Origin of the sequence: Kitasatospora sp. NPDC059577 (assembly GCF_042735475.1) — a bacterium.
Classification (GTDB): Bacteria; Actinomycetota; Actinomycetes; order Streptomycetales; family Streptomycetaceae; genus Kitasatospora.
On sequence record NZ_JBHWBZ010000010.1, the window covers coordinates 1 to 18,437 of the forward strand.

Annotated in this window: 16 protein-coding genes; 10 read left to right on the top strand and 6 right to left on the bottom strand. The window is 73.9% G+C overall.

Annotated elements, in window-relative coordinates; all coding sequences use genetic code 11:
* Nucleotides 1–209: 209 nt before the first annotated feature.
* The 3 genes from ACFV0O_RS11460 (at nt 210) to ACFV0O_RS11470 (ending at nt 3,168) form a co-directional block, all read left to right on the top strand.
* Nucleotides 210–1,622, top strand: a complete 1,413-nt coding sequence (locus ACFV0O_RS11460) for a sensor histidine kinase (RefSeq protein ID WP_380339526.1) — start codon at nt 210–212, stop codon at nt 1,620–1,622.
* Nucleotides 1,619–2,296, top strand: coding sequence for a response regulator (locus tag ACFV0O_RS11465; RefSeq protein ID WP_380339529.1), 678 nt, complete (start codon nt 1,619–1,621; stop codon nt 2,294–2,296). Before ACFV0O_RS11460 ends, ACFV0O_RS11465 begins: the two co-directional genes overlap by 4 nt.
* Nucleotides 2,297–2,511: 215 nt before the next feature.
* Nucleotides 2,512–3,168: a hypothetical protein gene (locus tag ACFV0O_RS11470; protein WP_380339532.1), complete on the top strand. Its 657-nt coding sequence runs from the start codon at nt 2,512–2,514 to the stop codon at nt 3,166–3,168.
* A 1,155-nt stretch (nt 3,169–4,323) separates the two neighbouring features.
* Here ACFV0O_RS11470 and ACFV0O_RS11475 read toward each other — a convergent pair.
* Complete coding sequence (locus tag ACFV0O_RS11475) at nt 4,324–4,488, bottom strand: hypothetical protein (RefSeq protein ID WP_380339535.1); 165 nt, start codon at nt 4,486–4,488, stop codon at nt 4,324–4,326.
* Between the two features lie 290 nt (nt 4,489–4,778).
* A complete protein-coding gene (locus tag ACFV0O_RS11480; RefSeq protein ID WP_380339901.1) occupies nt 4,779–5,594 on the bottom strand; it encodes an SAM-dependent methyltransferase in 816 nt (271 codons plus the stop codon).
* 376 nt (nt 5,595–5,970) lie between these two features.
* Between ACFV0O_RS11480 and ACFV0O_RS11485 the strand changes: the two genes are divergently transcribed.
* From ACFV0O_RS11485 to ACFV0O_RS11510, 6 genes are all read left to right on the top strand, one after another.
* Nucleotides 5,971–6,327, top strand: coding sequence for a PRC-barrel domain-containing protein (locus ACFV0O_RS11485; protein ID WP_380339538.1), 357 nt, complete (start codon nt 5,971–5,973; stop codon nt 6,325–6,327).
* Nucleotides 6,328–6,432: 105 nt separating this feature from the next.
* Nucleotides 6,433–6,699, top strand: a complete 267-nt coding sequence (locus ACFV0O_RS11490) for a metal-sensitive transcriptional regulator (protein ID WP_360257415.1) — start codon at nt 6,433–6,435, stop codon at nt 6,697–6,699.
* Nucleotides 6,700–7,120: 421 nt separating this feature from the next.
* On the top strand, nt 7,121–8,557 hold the full coding sequence (locus ACFV0O_RS11495) for an endonuclease/exonuclease/phosphatase family protein (protein WP_380339542.1): 1,437 nt from the start codon (nt 7,121–7,123) through the stop codon (nt 8,555–8,557).
* A 29-nt stretch (nt 8,558–8,586) separates the two neighbouring features.
* Nucleotides 8,587–10,584, top strand: coding sequence for a phosphocholine-specific phospholipase C (locus ACFV0O_RS11500; protein WP_380339545.1), 1,998 nt, complete (start codon nt 8,587–8,589; stop codon nt 10,582–10,584).
* 89 nt (nt 10,585–10,673) lie between these two features.
* Nucleotides 10,674–11,147, top strand: a complete 474-nt coding sequence (locus ACFV0O_RS11505) for a VOC family protein (RefSeq protein ID WP_380339547.1) — start codon at nt 10,674–10,676, stop codon at nt 11,145–11,147.
* Between the two features lie 4 nt (nt 11,148–11,151).
* Entirely contained in the window at nt 11,152–11,601 is a 450-nt protein-coding gene (locus ACFV0O_RS11510) for an SRPBCC family protein (RefSeq protein ID WP_380339550.1), read from the top strand.
* Between the two features lie 163 nt (nt 11,602–11,764).
* On the opposite strand, the gene ACFV0O_RS11515 is transcribed toward ACFV0O_RS11510, so the two are convergent.
* The 3 genes from ACFV0O_RS11515 to ACFV0O_RS11525 all read right to left on the bottom strand — a co-directional run bounded on the left by ACFV0O_RS11515 (nt 11,765) and on the right by ACFV0O_RS11525 (nt 15,714).
* Nucleotides 11,765–13,039, bottom strand: a complete 1,275-nt coding sequence (locus tag ACFV0O_RS11515) for an aromatic acid exporter family protein (RefSeq protein WP_380339553.1) — start codon at nt 13,037–13,039, stop codon at nt 11,765–11,767.
* Between the two features lie 121 nt (nt 13,040–13,160).
* Nucleotides 13,161–13,895, bottom strand: a complete 735-nt coding sequence (locus tag ACFV0O_RS11520; protein ID WP_380339556.1) for a polyprenol monophosphomannose synthase — start codon at nt 13,893–13,895, stop codon at nt 13,161–13,163.
* Nucleotides 13,896–14,136: 241 nt separating this feature from the next.
* Nucleotides 14,137–15,714: a N,N-dimethylformamidase beta subunit family domain-containing protein gene (locus tag ACFV0O_RS11525; RefSeq protein WP_380339559.1), complete on the bottom strand. Its 1,578-nt coding sequence runs from the start codon at nt 15,712–15,714 to the stop codon at nt 14,137–14,139.
* A 392-nt stretch (nt 15,715–16,106) separates the two neighbouring features.
* Between ACFV0O_RS11525 and ACFV0O_RS11530 the strand changes: the two genes are divergently transcribed.
* Nucleotides 16,107–18,008: an amino acid transporter gene (locus tag ACFV0O_RS11530; RefSeq protein ID WP_380339561.1), complete on the top strand. Its 1,902-nt coding sequence runs from the start codon at nt 16,107–16,109 to the stop codon at nt 18,006–18,008.
* 143 nt (nt 18,009–18,151) lie between these two features.
* Here ACFV0O_RS11530 and ACFV0O_RS11535 read toward each other — a convergent pair whose 3' ends face one another.
* Nucleotides 18,152–18,421 carry a GlsB/YeaQ/YmgE family stress response membrane protein gene (locus ACFV0O_RS11535; protein ID WP_360257397.1) on the bottom strand — a complete coding sequence of 90 codons (270 nt, stop codon included), beginning with the start codon at nt 18,419–18,421 and terminating at the stop codon, nt 18,152–18,154.
* Nucleotides 18,422–18,437: the final 16 nt, after the last annotated feature.

The window sequence follows — 18,437 nt, forward strand, 5'->3', positions numbered from 1 at the left end:
GCGCCCCGGGTGCCCGCCCCGGCGTGTGTGGGGTGGGGGGGGGGCCCGCCCCGTGGGCGCCCCCCCCCCCCCCGGCCCGCCGCCCCCCCGGCGGCGGCGCGGCACGAACTGGCGGAGCCCGGCGAGGGTGCGGCCAGGGCACCCCGACCCTCAGGGCACCCCGCCCCAGGGCCCCCGACCCCCGGGGCCCCGACCCGGAGAGCACGAGCATGACCACCACCTGGCAGCGCCTGCGCCGCGACCACCCCCGGCTGCTCGACGCCGTCGGCGGAGCGGCGATGATCACGGTCACCGCGCTCGGCGCCACCATCGACCAGACCGGCGGCCACCTCACCCCGTTCGACCCGACCACCGGCGTCATCGCGATGGTCTCCGCCGCCGCCGTGTTCGCCCACCGCCGCCACCCGCGCGCGGTGGTCGCGGTCACGCTGCTCTGCACGATGACGCTCGCCTGGGCCAGCCCCCGGCTCACCCCCACGCTGGCCACCCCGCTGCTGCTCGCCCTCTACTTCCTCGCCATGCGCACCGACCGCGCCACCGCGCTCCGCGCCTCGATCGCCACCGCCGTCCTGCTCACCGGGATATCGCTGCTGTTCGGCTCCGGCGGCCCGATCGGCGAACGCCTCGGCGTCCTCGCCTGGGCCCTGCTGCCCGGCGCCATCGGCGACTCCGTCCGCAACCGCCGCGCCCACCTCGCGGCCATCGAGGAACGCGCCGAACGCGCCGAACGCACCCGGGAGGAGGAGGCCCTGCGCCGGGTCGCCGACGAGCGGATCCGGATCGCCCGCGACCTGCACGACGTGGTCGCCCACCACATCGCCCTCGCCAACGCCCAGGCCGGCATCGCCGTGCACCTCATGGACAACCACCCCGTCCAGGCCCGCGAGGTACTCAGCCACATCACCGACGCGACCGGCTCGGCCCTGCAGGAGCTGCGCGCCACCGTCGGCCTGCTGCGCCGCGCGGAGGAGCCCGCCCCGCTCGAACCCACCCCGGGCCTCGACCGGCTGCCCGAACTGATCGGCTCCTTCGAGCGGGCCGGACTGCCGGTCCGGCTCACCGTCCGGGGCGAGGCCCGGCCGCTGTCGCCCGGGGTCGACCTCACCGCCTTCCGGATCGTCCAGGAGTCGCTGACCAACATCGCCAAGCACGCGCACGGCGCCGACGCCGAGATCACCCTCGCCTACAGCGGCAGCCGGGTCTCGGTCAGCGTCGCCAACGGCTGTCCGACCGCGACCGGGCGCCCCCGCGCCGCGCCGCTGCCCCAGCCCGTCCCGGGCGAGAGCGGCTTCGGCCTGATCGGCATGCGCGAGCGGGCCGGCGCGGTCGGCGGCCGGCTCAGCGCCGACCCGCGGTCCGACGGCGGCTACCTGGTCACCGCCGAGCTGCCGCTGCGCACCGGCGCCCGTGACGACGGCCCCGCCCGCTCGGGCGCGGTCGACGGGCCCGGGACCGAGCACCGGGCCGGGGCCGGGGGACAAGATCACGCCGTTCGGGGCACCGGCCTCCCCTCCCTGGGTGGCCCCCGCACGGCGCGCGCCGCCCGTACGCACGAAGCCGAAGGACCGGACCGCGCCACCCGGCCGGCCCGCGCCGCCCGAGAGGACAGGGACCACGCATGACCATCCGGGTACTGCTCGCCGACGACCAGGCACTGCTGCGCGGAGCCTTCCGGATGCTGATCGACGCGGAGGAGGACATGGAGGTGGTCGGCGAGGCCGCCGACGGGCGCGAGGCCGTCGAGCTCGCCCGGGCCACCAGGCCCGACGTCGTGCTGATGGACATCCGGATGCCCGGTGCCGACGGCCTCGGCGCCACCGCCGCGATCTGCGGGGACGAGGAGCTCTCCGGCACCCGGGTGCTCATCCTCACCACCTTCGAGATCGACGAGTACGTCGCCCAGGCGCTGCGCGCGGGCGCCGGCGGCTTCCTCGGCAAGGGCGCCGACCCGAAGGAACTGCTCGCCGCCGTGCGCACCGTGGCGGCCGGCGACGCCTTGCTCTCGCCCGCCGCGACCCGGGCCGTGATCGACCGGCTCCTGGCCCAGCCCGACCGCGGCGCCGACGGTGCGGCGAGCGAGCGGCTGGCCGTCCTCACCGCCCGCGAGCGCGAGGTGATGTCGATGGCCGCCACCGGCCTCACCAACGAGGAGATCGCGGAGCGGATGTTCGTCAGCCCCTTCACCGTCCGCACCCACGTGCACCGGGCGATGTCCAAGCTCGACGCCCGGGACCGCGCCCAACTCGTCGCGATCGCCTACCAGTCCGGCCTGGTCCCGCCCGGCCGCCCGTCCTGACCGCGACGGGCGGCCGGTACCGGGGCGACCCGGACCGTACGGGGGTGTACCCGAGGTCGGGCAGGACCGGCCGACTCGCGCCATTTGGGCCGATTGTGGACTGAGGGTTCGTCATATTTCCGCGCTGGAAAGCGATCAAGTTCCTGGCCTGGCCGAAAACCGCCTCCGAACTGGTGTATCGGCGAGTAGTCTGCCGATGACTCAGAATGAGGAGGATGTTCGTGGAAACCAAGGACACGGCAGGCGAGGTGCGGATTCTCCAGCCGTTGCCCGGGCGTACGGCGGACGAATCGCAGGCGTTCGACACTCGGCTCGCGCGTCTGCTCCGCCTGCTCGGGGCCGAGGTCGCACCTGGACCCGACTACCAGAGTTCGGCTCGATGGGAGGTCCACAAGGCGGTAGCCGGACGGTCCCAGCTGCCAGAGGAGTACTTCGAGGCACTGCTGGAGGCGGCGGTCCACGACCCCAACCCGAGCTTCAACCGGCGCTTCGTCGAGCCCGCCCTGCTCGCCTTCGGGCAGCGCCGGGTCCGCCTCGCCCTGCTGGGTTACCTCCGTACCGGCACCAACCCGGAGCGGGCGGGAGCCGCGCGGGCCTGGTACTGGACGGCCCTGTCGGTCGGGGACGGCAGCAACGGCGCCGCCGCCGACGAAGGCGCGAGCGTGCGGGACACCTGGTACGAGACCGCGCTGCGGGAGTTCGTGGCCAACCAGGACCTGGACGTCCGCCGCTGCATCCTCCCCGGCCTCCCGCTCGTGCTCCGCGCCTACCCGGCGGAGCTGCACGGCCTGGTCGAGGCGGCGGTCGCGATCGCCCGCTCGCACCCCGACGAGTACATCCGGCACCGCGCCGAGATCCAGGTCGGCCTCTGACCGCAGGACGTCCACGCTCCGGGTGCACACGTCGACGCGTGCACCCGGAGCGGCATTTCCCGCCCGGCCGATCAATTCGCCCACGATTCGGCGAATCGCGCGCCAACCGGATTTCTCCGCCCCGATTCGTGAACTCGCCGTCCGGTCATGACAATTCCGGTCGACCGTCGACGAACCCGGGGCCCTGCCGTCATGGCGGGACGGCCGAAGACCTGAAGCCCGCGGCCAGGACGACCGAGGCCGTCGACGTCCAACTCCTCGAAACCGCCGGCATCCGTCCGCTCGAAACCCCCGCACCGCCCCTCCCCGAGACCGAGCGGGCCGCGATGGACCGTGCCCGGGCGGCAGGTCGTCCGGGCCGGCACCGGGCTCTTCGGCGGCCCGGTCGCCGCCTGCACCGGTCTCGTGCAGGACGGCCCGACACGCTCGCCGGGCACTGGGCGCGGATCGGCTACCGCCGCTTCGCCGCGCGCCTCGTCCCGGGCGCCACCAGCCGGGTGGGCTCGCTGTACGTCGCCGTCGTCCAACTCGCCGACGACGGCCGGATCCTGGTCGGCCGGATTGGCCGGATTGGCCGGACTGGCCGGGTGGCCGGATGGCAGGTCCGACCGCCTGCCCCGGCTGCTGGGGCCTGCCCGGCGGCTGCGTCGAACCGCCCCGCTCGGCGAACCCCTCGACCCGCCCGCGCTGCGCCGCCACGCCGCCCGGGAACTCGTCGAGGAGACGGGCGTGTCCACGCCCCGGGAACCCCTCACCCGCTGGCCGCTCGTCCGCAGCGAGCACGGCAGCGTCGGCGTGCTCCACCTCGCCCCGCCCGTGCCGGCCGGGAACCGGCCGCGCGCCACACGGAGTTGTGCGCCGCCCATCGGTCACTCGGCGCGGAGCCCGAGTTCGACCGGATCGCCCTGATCGGCTCGCAGACCGAGGCCGCCGCCCTCCCCGGCCCGCACGCGGACCTCCTCGGGCCGGTGCTGCGCCGCCTCTTCGCCGGTCGAGTGCTTCGGGCGGACGCCGGAACGCCTGGGGCACCAGGATGCGGGTTCGCCGGGCCGCCGGTACGCGGAGCCCCGCCCGCGGGAGGGCGACCCGGAGGGCCGTCGTCGGTGCGGGCGGGGCTCGGTCGACCCTACGGTCGGTGCGTGCGGCCGACGCGACTCACTTCGCGTTCGCGACGGTGAGGATGAAGTGGTCGCCGGCCACGACCTGCGACGACGCGGTGCCCCGGACCGCGGCGGCCGAGGTGATCGCCAGGCCCGCGGCGGCGAGGGCAGCGGTCGCGACCGTGGTGATGACGAGACGGCCGATCAACGTGCGCTTCATCGCTGCTCCTTGAGATCTGATGGTCCTGCAGAGACGGCTGAAGCATCGTCCAACGACCTTGCGGTGCGGTGGTGCCGCAAACGTATCGAGTCGATGCTCTCGCGGCGCACGAGCTCCGGTAGCTTCTGCCACTCACGATCGTGTCGGTGGTCGCGCAGGAAGTCGGCAGGTTCGACTTCCCGCGCAGCCACCCGGGGTGTTCGGTGCCCCGGGTGGGGGCCGATGCGGGGTGTCCGAGGCCGAGACTGCCGCCGGTGGCCGGGCAGGCCACACGCCTCATGGGTCACGGCTCAGGGCTTGCGGGCCACCGCTCCGTACATGCTCACGCGCTCGGCGCCCGCGGTCGGGGGAGTGTCGGGGCGCCAGAGCGGGACGGTGACCACGCCCGGGTCGAGGAGGTCGAGGCCGTCGAAGAAGGCGTGCACCTCGGCCCGGCTGCGGCCGACCAGCGGGGCGGTGGCCTTGTCGTAGACACCGGTGACGCGGTCGCGGACCGCGGCCGGGATGAAGTCGGCGGTGCCGTGGGAGAGGACGAGGTGGCTGCCGGAGGGCAGGGCGTCCAGCAGGGTGGCGACGGCCCGGTACGGCTCGTCCTCGTCGCGCAGGAAGTGGAGGACGGCGGCGAGGACGAGGCCGACGGGGCGCGAGAAGTCGAGGAGGTCCGCGGCGCGGACGGCGTCCAGCAGGGGCTCGGGCTGTCGCAGGTCGGCCTGGATGACGGTGGTGCGGCCGTGGCCCGCGCCGGCCATCAGGGCGCGGGCGTGGCTGAGCACGATCGGGTCGTTGTCGACGTAGACGACGCGGGCGTCCGGGTCGGCGGCCTGGGCGATCTCGTGGGTGTTGCCGGCCGTCGGGATGCCGGTGCCGATGTCGAGGAACTGGTCGGTGCCGAGGTCGGCGACGCAGCGTACGGCACGGGTGAGGAAGCCCCGGTTGGCGCGGGCGGTGGACCGGAACTCGGGGTTGGCGGCGAGGGCCTTCTCGGCGGCGGCGCGGTCTGCGGGGAAGTTGTCCTTCCCGCCGAGGTAGTAGTCGTACATCCGGGCCGGGTGCGGGATGTCGGGCCGCAGGTCGGCCGCGGCTCCGGCCCCGCCGGGTGCCCACATGTCCTCGTATCCCACGGCTGCCGCCCTTCGCCCGGACACTCTGCCCGCAAAAGTCTGATGATCTACTCACGGCCTTGCTGGCGGACAGCCTAAAGGCCGGGTCAAGGCGCCGGTGCCGGTAGGTCGGGTCGCCCCCGTATGTCCTTTTCGTCGCCCCGTGCGCCCCACCCGGCCTCGGGGGGCATGCGGGCGGCACCGGACGGGCGCACCGCCGACGTCACGAGGCCCCGGGCGCCGCTCGCACCCGCCGCTCGCCGCCGTCGCGCGTCGCCGTCGCCGCGCACACCCGCGTCCCACCGCGCGGCCCTGCCCGTCCCGGCGGAGGATGGGAGCCTCGGGGCAGTGACACATCGGGCGACGGGAGGTCCGGGCCGTGGTGATCGCAATGGCAGACATCCGCGAGTGGCGCGGCCACTCCGTGGTCGACCAGAAGAGCCGCCGCATCGGCTCGCTGGAGTCCGTCTACGTCGAGACGGTCAGCGACGAGGCGTTCTTCGCCACCGTGACGGTCGGCTGGGCCGGGCGCCGCCGCCTGGTGTTCGTCCCGCTGGAGGGGGCCGTGGTCGGGCCGGACTACGTCCGGGTGGCGTACGGGCGGAACCGGGTCAAGCAGGCGCCGGCGATCGGCACCGACGACGTCCTGCCCGCCGAGGACGAGCCCGCGGTGTTCGCGCACTACGAGCTTCCGTACGCGACCGGCGCCGGTGGCGAGCGCCGCCTCGCCCGTCGCTGAGGGGGCGCGGGGTGGTGCGGTCGCCACGGCCTCGGTCCACCGGGGAATGAATACCCCACCGGGTACACTTGTCCATCGACAGTCGATGTGAAAGGCGGCCCCGACATGCAGGTGGACGAGGAAGCGGTCGGCGCGGTCCTGAACCGGCTGCGTCGTGCCCAGGGCCAGTTGGCCGGAGTGATCGCGATGATCGAGGCGGGCCGGGACTGCAAGGACGTGGTCACCCAGCTCGCCGCCGTCTCGCGCGCCCTTGACCGGGCCGGGTTCAAGATCGTCGCCAGCGGCATGCGCCAGTGCATGGCCGTCGCCGACGAGGAGGCCCCGCCGATGAGCGAGGCCGAGCTGGAGAAGCTGTTCCTCGCCCTGGCCTGACGCCCTGGCCTGCTCTGCCCTGGCCTTCACCCCTGGCCTGAGGCCCTGCCCCGCCCTGACGCCCTGGCCTGCTCTGCCCTGGCCTGGCGGCCTGGCTCGGTGAGTCCTCCGAGGGGCGCGAACGAGCCTGGTTGTACGTACCGGAGGGTCGCGACGGTTCATCCGTCGCGGCCCTCTTCGCATGCCCGCTGAAGTTCCCGTGCCGCCCGATGACCCGTCACGCATCGTTCATGTCCCGGTCGCTGGCTTCCGGGTGAATGAGGCCGCCCGCAGTTGTACAGCCAACTGTGCGGACAGCCCGCAACTGCCCGTACAGCCGACCGCGGTGAACCCTCCCTCCCTGACTCCGTGACCAGCCGTACCCGACCCCGTGAACCGTCCCCCGGCGGACCGGGCCCCGGGTGCGGCGGACAGGACAATCGTGGCCGCAGGCAGCGCCCTGACCCTCACCTCATCCTCCGACCCCACCGAAGGCGACCGGCTCACCTTCCACTGGAGCACCGACGCCCCCGACGCCAAGAACTGGGTCGGCATCTACGACGGCAGCCGTCAGCCCGGTACCGGCTCCTCGCTGTTGTGGAAGTACACCCCGGACGCCGCCGGTGACGTCCAGCTCGACACCTCCGCGCTGACCGGCGGCCCGTACACCGCCTACCTGCTCGCCAAGGACGGCTACGGCATCCTCGCCCGGACCGCCCCGTTCAGTTTCCGCCCCAAGCCCGCGGTCGTCCGCCCGCACGCCGCCGTCGACGCCCTCACCGCCACGCCGGTTGCCCCGGGCGCCGCCGTGCAGGTCAAGCTCGGCGGCCTCTGGTCCCGCCCGGCCGGCAACGTGCCCGGCTCCGCGACCTTCCGCAAGGTCAGCGGCCCGGCCTGGGCGTCCGTCAGCGCCGACGGCACGCTCACCGGCACCGCGCCCGCCACCACGGGCAGGAACCCCGAGGTGGTCGTCGTCGGAGTCAAGGACGGCGCGGGCGCCGTGGACACCGTCACCGTGCTGGTACCCGTCGTCGACCCGGCGGCCAAGCCCCGCCTCAAGGCCGCCAGTTGGAACCTGCACAACGCGGGCGCGGCCTACACCGACGCGCTGGAGAAGCAGCTGCGCGTGGTCCTCGCCCAGGGCCTGGACGTGCTGGCCCTCCAGGAGACAGCGGGGGAGCGCGCCAGGACTCTGGCCGACGCCCTCGGCTGGTACGCCTACCAGAGCCCCGGCAGCGTCGGCATCCTCAGCCGCCACCCGCTCGCCGACGTCACCCCGCCGACCGCCGACCTGCCCGCCGCCGCGGCCACCCTCCAGCTGCCCGGCGGCCGTGCCGTCCGCTTCTGGGCCGCCCACCTGGACGAGGCGGGCTACGGCCCGTACACGGTGCAGGACGGCGGCACCGCCGCCCAGGCCGTGGCCGCCGAGAACGGCTCGCTGCGGCTGAAGCAGGCCAAGGCGCTCGCCGCCGCCGTGCGCGCGGACGCCGCCCGGGGCGTCCCGGTCGTCCTGGCCGGCGCGCTCGCCTCGCCCTCCCACCTGGACTGGACGGCCGCCACCGCCGCCGCGCACGGTGGGGTCGGCCCGCTCGACTGGCCGGTCACCGTGGCGCTGCAGGCCGCCGGACTGACCGACACCTTCCGCGAGGAGAACCGCGACCCGGCCAAGGCCCCGGGCGCCACCTGGTCGCCCACCCGCAAGCGGCGCGGCGACCGGCCGGAGCCGCAGGACCGGATCGACTACGTGCAGTACGCCGGCCCGCTGAAGCTGGTGGAGGCGCACACCCTGGTCGCCGACTGGCCGCAGCCCGAGCCGAACGCGGCCGGCAACGAGTGGCCGTCCGACACCGCCGCCGCCGTCGCCACCTTCCAGCTCTGAGACCCACAGCCCCGAGAGGCCAGTTCGTCATGCCCGAGCTCTCCCGCCGTACCTTCGTCGGCGCCACCGCCGCGGCCGGCGCCACCGCCCTGACCGGTCTGGCCGGCGCGCCGGCCGAGGCCGCCCCGGCCCCCGCGCCCGGCACCACCGCAGCCGCCCCGCTCACCGGCACCGTCAAGGACGTCAAGCACGTCGTCGTCCTGATGCAGGAGAACCGTTCCTTCGACCACTACTTCGGCACCCTCGCCGGCGTCCGCGGCTTCGGCGACAAGCAGGCGCTGCAGTTCCCGGACGGCACCGACGTGTTCCGCCAGCCCGACAGCCGGCGCAGCGACGGTGGCGCGATGCTGCCGTACCGGATGGACACCGACAAGTACAACGCGCAGAACGCCGGCGGCCTCCCGCACGACTGGGCGACCGGCCACCAGGCCATCAACAACGGCGCGATGAACAAGTGGGTCGCCGCCAAGGGCGAGCGCACCATGGGCTACTTCACCCGGGACGACATCCCCTACCAGTTCGCCCTCGCCGACGCGTTCACCGTCTGCGACGCCTACTTCACCTCCCTGGCCGGCCCCACCGACCCCAACCGCCTCTACCTGTGGACCGGTACCTCCGGCCCCGGCCGCGACGGCACCACCGGCCCGTGGATCGACAACACCCCGGTCACCGACAACCCCGTCGCCGACTGGACCACCTACGCCGAGCGCCTGCAGGCGGCCGGCGTCACCTGGCGCGTCTACCACAACCCCAGCAAGGACGACCGCACCGGCGACTACGACGACAACGCGCTCTCCTACTTCAAGCAGTTCCACGCGTTCGGGCCCGACGACCCGCGCTACGTCAACGCGATGACCAAGTTCGACCCGGCCGACTTCGACCGCCACTGCAAGGACGGCACCCTGCCGACCGTCTCCTGGCTCGTCGCGCCCTACCTGTTCTCCGAGCACCCGGAGGCCGGCCCGGCCTACGGCGCGCACTGGGTCGACCAGGCGCTGCAGTCGCTGATGTCCAACCCGGACGTCTGGCGGCACACCGTCTTCCTGGTCATGTACGACGAGAACGACGGCTACTTCGACCACATGGTCCCGCCGACCCCCGAGCCCGACACCCCGGAGGAGTTCACCCACGGGCGCGCCATCGGTCTCGGCAACCGCGTCCCGCTCTGGGTCATCTCACCCTGGTCGCGCGGCGGTTGGGTCAACTCCCAGGTCTTCGACCACACCTCGGTGCTGCGCTTCATGGAGGTCGTCACCGGTGTGGCCGAGCCCAACATCTCGGCCTGGCGCCGGGCCGTCTGCGGCGACCTCACCAGCTGCTTCGACTTCGCCGCCCCCGAGTACTCGATCCCGAAACTGCCCGACACCAAGGCCCTGATGGCCAAGGCCGACGCGGGCGTCAAGCTGCCCGGCGTCGTCCTGCCGGCGGTCGGCGCCCAGTCGATGCCCGTCCAGGAGCGCGGCGAGCGCCCGCACCGCCCGCTGCCGTACCAGCCGTGGGCCGACGCGGAGGTGGACCGGAAGACCGGCAAGGTCACCTGCACCATGACCAACGACGGGTCGGTGGCCTTCCCCTACACCGTCTACCCGAACATCCTGCTCCCCTTCGCGGGCACGCCGTACACCGTCGCCCCCGGCGCCACCGCCCGGTACGTCTGGGACGCGGCCGCCACCAACGGCCGCTACGACTTCACCGTCCACGGCCCGGACGGCTTCGTCCGCCGCTTCTCCGGCACCGTCGTCCGCGACGGGCAGGACGGCCAGAACGACGTCGGCGTACCGATCGTCACCGCCGACCTGCGCGGTAACGGCCGGTTCACCCTCCAGCTGGCCAACGACGGCATGACCGATGTGGACTTCACCGCCGCGCCCAACGACTTCGCGGGCACCGCGCAGACCGTCCGGGTCAAGCCGGGCAAGCAGGTCGACCTGGCCTGGCCGCTGGACAAGCAGGGCCGCTACGACGTCGTCGTGACCGCCCACACCGGCCGGCGCTTCACCCAGCGCTACGCGGGCTGGGTGCACTGACCCACCTCCCCGCGGCCGGGGGCGCCGAACCGGTGACCCCCGGCCGTGGCTCGGCCCGACCGTCGGACCCCGCCGCTACCGTCGGGCGCATGCAGAAGATCAGCACCTTCCTCTGGTACGACGACCGGGCCGAAGAGGCCGCCGCCCTCTACACCTCGCTGCTCCCCGACTCCCGCATCACGCGCGTCACCCGCAACGGCGAGGCCGGCCCCGGCGCGGCCGGCACGGTCCTGACCGTCGAGTTCGAACTCGCCGGCCGGCCCTACGTGGCCCTCAACGGCGGCCCCCAGTTCACCTTCACCGAAGCCGTCTCGCTCCAGGTGGAGTGCGACGACCAGCGGGAGATCGACGAACTCTGGGCCAAGCTCACCGCCGACGGCGGCGAGCCCGGCCCGTGCGGCTGGCTCAAGGACCGCTTCGGCCTGTCCTGGCAGATCACGCCGCGCGTCCTGCTCGACCTGATCGGCGGTGAGGACCGGGCCAAGGCCGACCGCGTGGTGGCGACCATGCTGCGGATGCAGAAGCTCGACATCCAGCCCCTGCTCGACGCGGCCGGGGACTGACGCCGTGACCGCCCCCACCCACCGCGCCGTCGTCTACCTGCGGGCCACCCCCGAACGGGTCTGGCACGCGCTCACCAACGCCGACGAGTCCGGCCTCTACTGGGGCCACCGCAACGTCTCGACCTGGCTGCCCGGCGCGCCCTGGGAGCACCGGCGCACGGACGGCTCCGGGACCGCCGACGTCGCCGGCACCGTCGAGACGGTCGACCGTCCGCACCGGCTGGTCACCACCTGGGCCGGCCCCGACGAGCGGCGCCCCGGCGGGCCCTCCCGGGTCACCTTCGACCTCGACGGCTGGCAGGACCTCACCCGGCTCACCGTCACCCACGAGGACCTGGCCGACGAGGCCGAACGGGCCGACGCGGAACGGGGCTGGGCGGCGGTGCTCTCCAACCTCAAGACCTACCTGGAGACCGGCCACCCGCTCCCGCAGCCGCCCTGGCTGATGCCGTGAACCGCCAAGCCCCCTGAACCGCCAAGCCCCCTGAACCCCGAGGTCCCTGAACCCCGAGGTCCCTGAACCGCGAAGCCTCCGCAGCCTCGACGCCCCCGCAGTCTCGACACCGCGCCGCAGCACACCACCCCGGCCCCGCCGCGCCGGCGGCCCCCGCCGCGGATCAGCGCCCGGCCTCCGCCGCCGGGCGCCCCGTCGTCTCCCGCCGCTTCCGCCCGCGCCGCTCCCGCCACCGCTCGCCGCGGAGGAAGCGGCGCAGCCCGGCGAACCGCGCGAAGCGTTCCCGGTTCGCCACCGACGCCCGGTCCAGCTCCTCCATCAGCCGGCGGCCGCGGTGCTCCAGGTCCAGCTCGTCCAGGATCCGGTCCACCTCGGCCAGCATCGCGCCGTGCAACTGCCAGGCCTCCGGGTGCTCCTGCACCTTGCGCAGCAGCACCTGGGCGACGTTCTCCCGGCAGACCCAGGCCGCCGCCAGCTCGGAGGCGAGCCGGGTCTCCGCCTCCTCCGCGCTGCTGCTCACCTGGGTGGTCACCAGCACCGCGAAGCTCACCAGCGCCCCGCCGACGTGGTCCAGCAGTTCCTCCAGGCCCACCGCGACGTCCGGCGGGAAGAGCCGTTCGCCGGGCGTGCGCCGCTTGGCCAGGTCGGTCAGCGAGCGGGCCAGCACCCGGATCACCACGACGCAGATCTCCAGGGTGTCCAGACCGGTGCGCAGCACCAGCCGGGACAGCAGCCCCTCGCTGATCCGCGGGTTGAGCCGCAGACTGTCCTCGGCCTGCCGGAGCGCGGCGTCCACCTCGGCGATGGCCTGGTCCAGCCGGCGGGCCTCGTGCAGCCGCTCGGCGGCCCGGGCGACCGGGGTGGGGCGGCCCAGTTCGTCGGCGATGTCGAGCAGCAGCTGGCGGGCCCGCCGGGCGAGGTCCTCGATGGACTCCCCGGCGGTGTCCACCCAGACCGGCGGTGCGAAGAGCAGGTTGAACAGCAGGCCGACGGCGGCGCCGATGAGCGTCTCCAGCACCCGGTCCCAGGCTTGCGAGGCCAGTTTGGTGACGCCCAGGATCAGCATCGCGCTGATCGCGACCTCCTGGACGAACTCCTCGACCCGGACGAACCGGCCGACGACCAGCGAGGCCAGGATGATCAGTCCGAGGCTCCACCAGGAGAGCCCGACCACGGCGCTGAAGCCGATGGCGATCAGCACCCCGACGACCACCGAGTTGACCCGGCGCACGCTGGTCTTGAGGGTCGAGTAGACGGTGACCTGGACGACCAGCAGCGCGGTCAGCGGCGCCGTCAGGGGGGCGGGCTCGCTGCTGAGCTGCGTGGCCACCGCGAAGGCGATGGTGGCCGCGACCGTGGCCCGTACGGTCTGGACCACGAAGGGTTCCCGCGCGCTGCGGCGGATCAGGGCCGTGAGGGACTCCGGGAGAAGGGCCATGTCGCCCTTCTTCCCCGTCACCGCCCTTCACACCGCCCCGCGGCCCGCCCGGCACCCGTATGAACCCGTGCGCCCGGTGGGAAGGGCGGACACGGCTCGCCAGGCGCTGTCCGGCCGAGCCCTAGTCGCCGCGGTTGAAGCGGAGCTTCCAGGGGGCGAGGGCGGACTCGACCTGCACGCCGACGCTCATCTTCGAGGCGCCCTCGATCCGCTCCTCGAAGCGGATCGGCACCTCGCGGATCGTCAGTCCCCGCTTGACGGCCCGGTAGTTCATCTCGACCTGGAACGAGTAGCCGTTGCTCTGCACGGTCGGCAGGTCGATGGCGCGCAGGGTGCTCGCCCGCCAGGCCTTGAACCCGGCGGTGGCGTCCTTGACGCCCAGACCGAGGATGGTGTTGACGTAGAGGTTGGCCCAGGCGGACAGGGCCTTGCGGTGCCAGGGCCACTCGGCGGCGGTGGAGCCGCCGGTGACGTAGCGGGAGCCGATCACCACGCCGGTGTCGTCGGTGAGCAGGGTCCGCACCATCTCGGGTATCGCGGAGGCCGGGTGCGAGAGGTCGGCGTCCATCTGGACCACGACGTCGGCGCCCTCGGCGAGGGCCCGGTCCATCCCGGCCAGGTAGGCGCGGCCGAGGCCGTTCTTCTCGGTGCGGTGCAGCACGCCGACGGTGCCGCCGGAGTCCGCGGCGAGCTTGTCGGCGATCTCGCCGGTGCCGTCGGGCGAGTTGTCGTCGACCACCAGCAGGTGCAGGTCCGGCAGCGGGAGCTCGGCGAGCAGGCCCGCGAGGACCGGGAGGTTCTCCCGCTCGTTGTACGTGGGGACGACCACAACGACCTTGGGGGAGGCCTCGACCATGTTCTGTTTCCCTCGTGCCCTCGCCGGTCGGCACCCGTGCCGCACCGGTCCGTTCTGCCTGGACGACCTGCGCTGGTTGGACCGTGCGAGTGTATCGGGGCTGCGGGCCTGCTCCGGCCGCGGACGGTGGGCCGGAAGTCCGTTCGATCACGATGGACCGCGGTGGCGGCCCGCCCCGGTCCGGTCGGCCGGCCCGGAGAATGCCCGCGGCGTTCCGTCGGGGGCGGCCGCGCCGGGGCGGTCAGGCCGGGCCGTAGACGGAGCCCAGGTTGTCCCGGGCCGGGTGGGTGAGGGCGGCCGGGCCGGCGGCGAAGGTGCGCAGCACGTTCTCGGTGACCCGGCGGACCAGGTCCCCGGCCCGGGCGTCGATGCCGTGGTCGGCCGGGCCGCCCGGGCCCCGGGCGTCGAGGGTCTCGACCCAGCGCATCGTGCCCGAGGCGAAGACCCCGGCGCCGCTCGGCACGGTGTGGTAGGCGGTGTCGGCGTGGGAGGGGCGGCCCTCGCAGACCACGGGGGAGTGGGCGATCACCTCGATCGGGCGCGGGGTGGGGAAGCCGGTGTCCACCCGGTCGTACTCGACGCCGACCAGGTGCGGGAAGGAGTCCCCGGCCGCGACGCCCGTCCCCTCGAAGGCCCAGTGCCCGGGGGAGGAGACCACGTACGGGGCGTCCACCGGGTAGCCGTCGTAGATCACGCCGAGCATCGAGCTCTCCGGGTCGGCGCCCGGGCCCGCGCGGAAGTCGGTGGTCGCCGGGGCGCCCGCCTGGTGGCCCGGGTCCTGCGCCCAGGCGTCCTTGTAGCAGACCACGGTGCGGTCCGGGCCGAGGTCGGTGGGCTCGAAGCGCACCCGCCGGAAGCAGCAGTTGGCGCCCAGGATCGCCAGGTTGGTCCCGGCGTCGCGGGCCGCGACCACCCCGGCGCGCTGCTCGGGGGACCAGTACTCGTCGTGGCCCAGGGACACGACGGTGGTGGCGCCGGCCAGCAGACCCGGCGCGCGGGCCACGTCGATGCCGGTGGTGTAGGCGAGCGGCAGGCCCAGCCGCTCGGCGAGGGCGATCAGCGGCGCCTCGTAGACCAGGAACAGCCCGGCGCCGTGGTCGTAGTCGTACGGCCGGTCGAAGACGACCTTCAGCGAACGGGTGGCCAGGCCGCCGGTGGGGCCGTTGTAGAGGCTGTGCCCGCCCCACTCGTTGTAGGCCTGCCAGGTCGCCGGGGCGCTCATGACCACGGTCCGGCCGGTGGTGGTGGCGGAGCGCACGGTGAGCGGGACGTAGCGGTGGCCGGAGCCGTCCTCGGTGTCCAGGCGCAGCAGGTAGGCGCCCGCGGGCCAGCCGGCGGTGTCCACGGTGAGGGTGCGCTGCCAGCCGGTCAGCACGGTGCGCGTCGTCGGCTCGACGTGCGGCGCGGGCTGCCCGGTGCCGGGGACGTGCTCGCGGCGCCAGACCAGGCGGGCGCGGGCGCCGCCGTACCAGCCCATCCGGTAGGCGGAGACGGTGAAGGCGCCGGCGGGGGTGGAGACGTGCAGGCCGAAGGGCTCGCCGGGCAGCACGCTGACCCGGTCGGCGAAGCCCTCGATCGCGGAGTCCGGGCCGGGGTCGGTGATCTCCCAGCCGGGAGTGCCGGGCCGGGCCCGTTCGTCCTTCAGGTCGTCCGCAGGCCCGGGGCGCTGCGCGCCGCCGTCGCCCGTGGCGGGGCCGGTGGGCCGGCCGTCGGAGGGGTGCGGGACCGGTGCCGCCTCCGGCTGGCGGGCACCGCAGGAGGCGGCGGCGGCCGCCATCAGACCCAGGCCCAGAATCCCCCGCCGGCTCGGTACCGTCACCGCGGCCTCCCTGTGGTTCCCAGTCGTGCCGGCCGGCCCGTGCCGATCCGGGGCGTCGACCCGGAGTGTCAACCCGGAGCGTCAACGCGCGCGGACATCCTTACCCCGTCCGGCGGCCGCGTCCGGGCCAACGCGCCGGGCCGCCGCACACGGCCGCCCGCAGCCCGCCGTCCGGGGGGCCGTACGGGCGCACCGCGGCGTGTTGCGCCGCGCGGTCCCGGGCCGCGGAGACCGGGTCACCTAGCCTGACCGGGCCCGCCGTCCGGCGGCCGCAGAGGGCCCGGGCCGGCGCGCGGCCGGCCGATTCGTGGACAGGGGTGCACGTGGTCTCGTCGGGTTCGGCCGAACCGGGGGTGCCCTCCCGGACCAGGCGCGGGTGGTTCCGGGCGTGGATGCTCGAAGGCCTGGCGGACATGGCCAAGCAGCACCCCGGCCCGCACGCGCAGGCCCCGCACGTGAAGGGCCAGCGCTGGTGGCGGGTGATGTGCCTGACCGGCCTCGACTACTTCTCCACGCTCGGTTACCAGCCGGGCATCGCCGCCCTCGCGGCCGGCCTGGTCTCGCCGATCGCCACCGTCGTGCTGGTGATCGTCACCCTGCTCGGCGCGCTCCCGGTCTACCGGCGGGTCGCCAAGGAGAGCCCCCACGGCGAGGGCTCGATCGCGATGCTGGAGCGGCTGCTGTCGTTCTGGCAGGGCAAGCTCTTCGTGCTCACCCTGCTGGGCTTCGCGGCCACCGACTTCATGATCACCATCACTCTGTCCGCCGCCGACGCCAGCGCGCATCTGGTGGAGAACCCGCACCTGCACAGCGCGCTGACCGGCAAGCAGGTCCTGCTGACCCTGATCATGATCGCCCTGCTCGGCGCGGTCTTCCTCAAGGGCTTCGGCGAGGCCATCGGCCTGGCCGTGGTGCTGGTCGCGGTCTACCTCGCGCTCAACGTCGTCGTGGTGGTCGACGGGCTCTACAACGTGCTCAAGGCCCCGCACCTGTTCAGCGACTGGACCTCGGCACTCCTCGCGGAACACGGCAACGCGCTCGCCGTCGTCGGCGTCGCGCTGATCGTCTTCCCCAAGCTCGCGCTCGGCCTCTCCGGCTTCGAGACCGGCGTCGCCGTGATGCCGCACATCGAGGGCGACCCCGACGACACCGAGGAGAAGCCGACCGGCCGGATCCGGGGTGCCCGCAAGCTGCTCACCACCGCCGCCGCGATCATGAGCTGCTTCCTGATCGCGACCAGTTTCATCACCACGCTGCTCATCCCGCCCGCCGCTTTCGAGCCGGGCGGTGCGGCCAACGGGCGCGCGCTCGCCTACCTCGCCCACGAGTACCTCGGCAGCGCCTTCGGCAGCGTCTACGACCTGTCCACGATCGCCATCCTCTGGTTCGCCGGCGCCTCCGCGATGGCCGGGCTGCTCAACCTGATGCCGCGCTACCTGCCCCGCTACGGCATGGCCCCGCACTGGGCGCGCGCCGTGCGGCCCACCGTCATCGTGCTCACCCTGATCGCCTTCCTGGTCACCTGGCTCTTCGACGCCAACGTGGACGCCCAGGGCGGCGCCTACGCCACCGGTGTCCTGGTCCTGATCAGCTCCGCCGCGATCGCCGTCACCATCGCCGCCCACAAGGCCGGACAGCGCCGCTGGCGGGCCGGCTTCGCCGTGATCGCCGCGGTGTTCCTCTACACCACGGCGGTCAACATCGCCGAGCGGCCGGACGGCGTCAAGATCGGTGCCTGCTTCATCGCGGGCATCATGCTGCTCTCCTTCCTCTCCCGGCTGAAGCGGGCCTTCGAACTACGCGTCACCGACGTGGTGCTGGACGACGTCGCGGAACGGTTCGTCCGGGACTACATGCACCGCCCGCTGCGGCTGATCGCCAACGAGCCGAACAGCCGGGACCTCGCCGAGTACCGCGACAAGATCCGCCAGATCCGCACCGACAACGACATCCCGCCCGAGGACGACCTGGTCTTCGTCGAGGTCACCGTGCTCGACCCGTCGGACTTCGAGGCCGAACTGACCGTGCGCGGCGAGGTGCTGCACGATCGCTACCGGGTGCTGTCGCTGGAGAGCTCCAGCGTGCCCAACGCGCTGGCCGCCCTGCTGCTGCAGGTGCGCGACCTGACCGGGCAGCAGCCGCACATCTACTTCGAGTGGACCGAGGGCAACCCCTTCGCCCAGTTCCTGCGGTTCTTCCTGTTCGGCCAGGGTGAGATCGCACCGGTGACGCGCGAGGTGCTGCGCGAGGCCGAACCGGACCGCCTGCGGCGTCCGTCCGTGCACGTGGGCTGACCGGCGGCCCCGCCGGGCGGCGGCCGCCCGGCGGGCCGGGGGCCGCGCTGTGGGCGTGGCGCGGCGGGTCGGCGCCGTGGGCGCGGCGCGGCGCGGCGGGTCGGCGCCGTGGAGGTGGCGCGGGGGATCCGGCCGTCGCGGTGTCAGCGGTTCGGGTGAGACCTGCTCCAGGCGGGGGCGACGAGGGCCACCAGGCCGACGGCGAAGGCCAGCTGCAGGATGTGGCGGATCCAGTCGATGCCCGAGGTGTGACGGACACCGACCCAGCCGGAGACCGCGTTGCCGAGCCAGGCCCCGGCGGCGCCGAGCAGCATGGTCAGCCACCAGGGGATCGACTGCGGCCCCCGCAGGATCAGCTTGGCGAGGACGCCCAGCACGAAGCCGATGAGCAGAATCCACAGGAGCTGGAACATCGCGGTCCACCTTCCG

What these genes read in the sequence shown, in the direction of transcription:
- ACFV0O_RS11480 (WP_380339901.1), bottom strand. Translation starts at nt 5,594, where the DNA reads ATGTGGGCACCCGGCGGGGCCGGAGCCGCGGCCGACCTGCGGCCCGAC.
- ACFV0O_RS11490 (WP_360257415.1), top strand. Translation starts at nt 6,433, where the DNA reads ATGCAGGTGGACGAGGAAGCGGTCGGCGCGGTCCTGAACCGGCTGCGT.
- ACFV0O_RS11515 (WP_380339553.1), bottom strand. Translation starts at nt 13,039, where the DNA reads ATGGCCCTTCTCCCGGAGTCCCTCACGGCCCTGATCCGCCGCAGCGCG.
- ACFV0O_RS11505 (WP_380339547.1), top strand. Translation starts at nt 10,674, where the DNA reads ATGCAGAAGATCAGCACCTTCCTCTGGTACGACGACCGGGCCGAAGAG.
- ACFV0O_RS11470 (WP_380339532.1), top strand. Translation starts at nt 2,512, where the DNA reads ATGTTCGTGGAAACCAAGGACACGGCAGGCGAGGTGCGGATTCTCCAG.
- ACFV0O_RS11520 (WP_380339556.1), bottom strand. Translation starts at nt 13,895, where the DNA reads ATGGTCGAGGCCTCCCCCAAGGTCGTTGTGGTCGTCCCCACGTACAAC.
- ACFV0O_RS11460 (WP_380339526.1), top strand. Translation starts at nt 210, where the DNA reads ATGACCACCACCTGGCAGCGCCTGCGCCGCGACCACCCCCGGCTGCTC.
- ACFV0O_RS11530 (WP_380339561.1), top strand. Translation starts at nt 16,107, where the DNA reads ATGCTCGAAGGCCTGGCGGACATGGCCAAGCAGCACCCCGGCCCGCAC.
- ACFV0O_RS11500 (WP_380339545.1), top strand. Translation starts at nt 8,587, where the DNA reads ATGCCCGAGCTCTCCCGCCGTACCTTCGTCGGCGCCACCGCCGCGGCC.
- ACFV0O_RS11475 (WP_380339535.1), bottom strand. Translation starts at nt 4,488, where the DNA reads ATGAAGCGCACGTTGATCGGCCGTCTCGTCATCACCACGGTCGCGACC.
- ACFV0O_RS11535 (WP_360257397.1), bottom strand. Translation starts at nt 18,421, where the DNA reads ATGTTCCAGCTCCTGTGGATTCTGCTCATCGGCTTCGTGCTGGGCGTC.
- ACFV0O_RS11465 (WP_380339529.1), top strand. Translation starts at nt 1,619, where the DNA reads ATGACCATCCGGGTACTGCTCGCCGACGACCAGGCACTGCTGCGCGGA.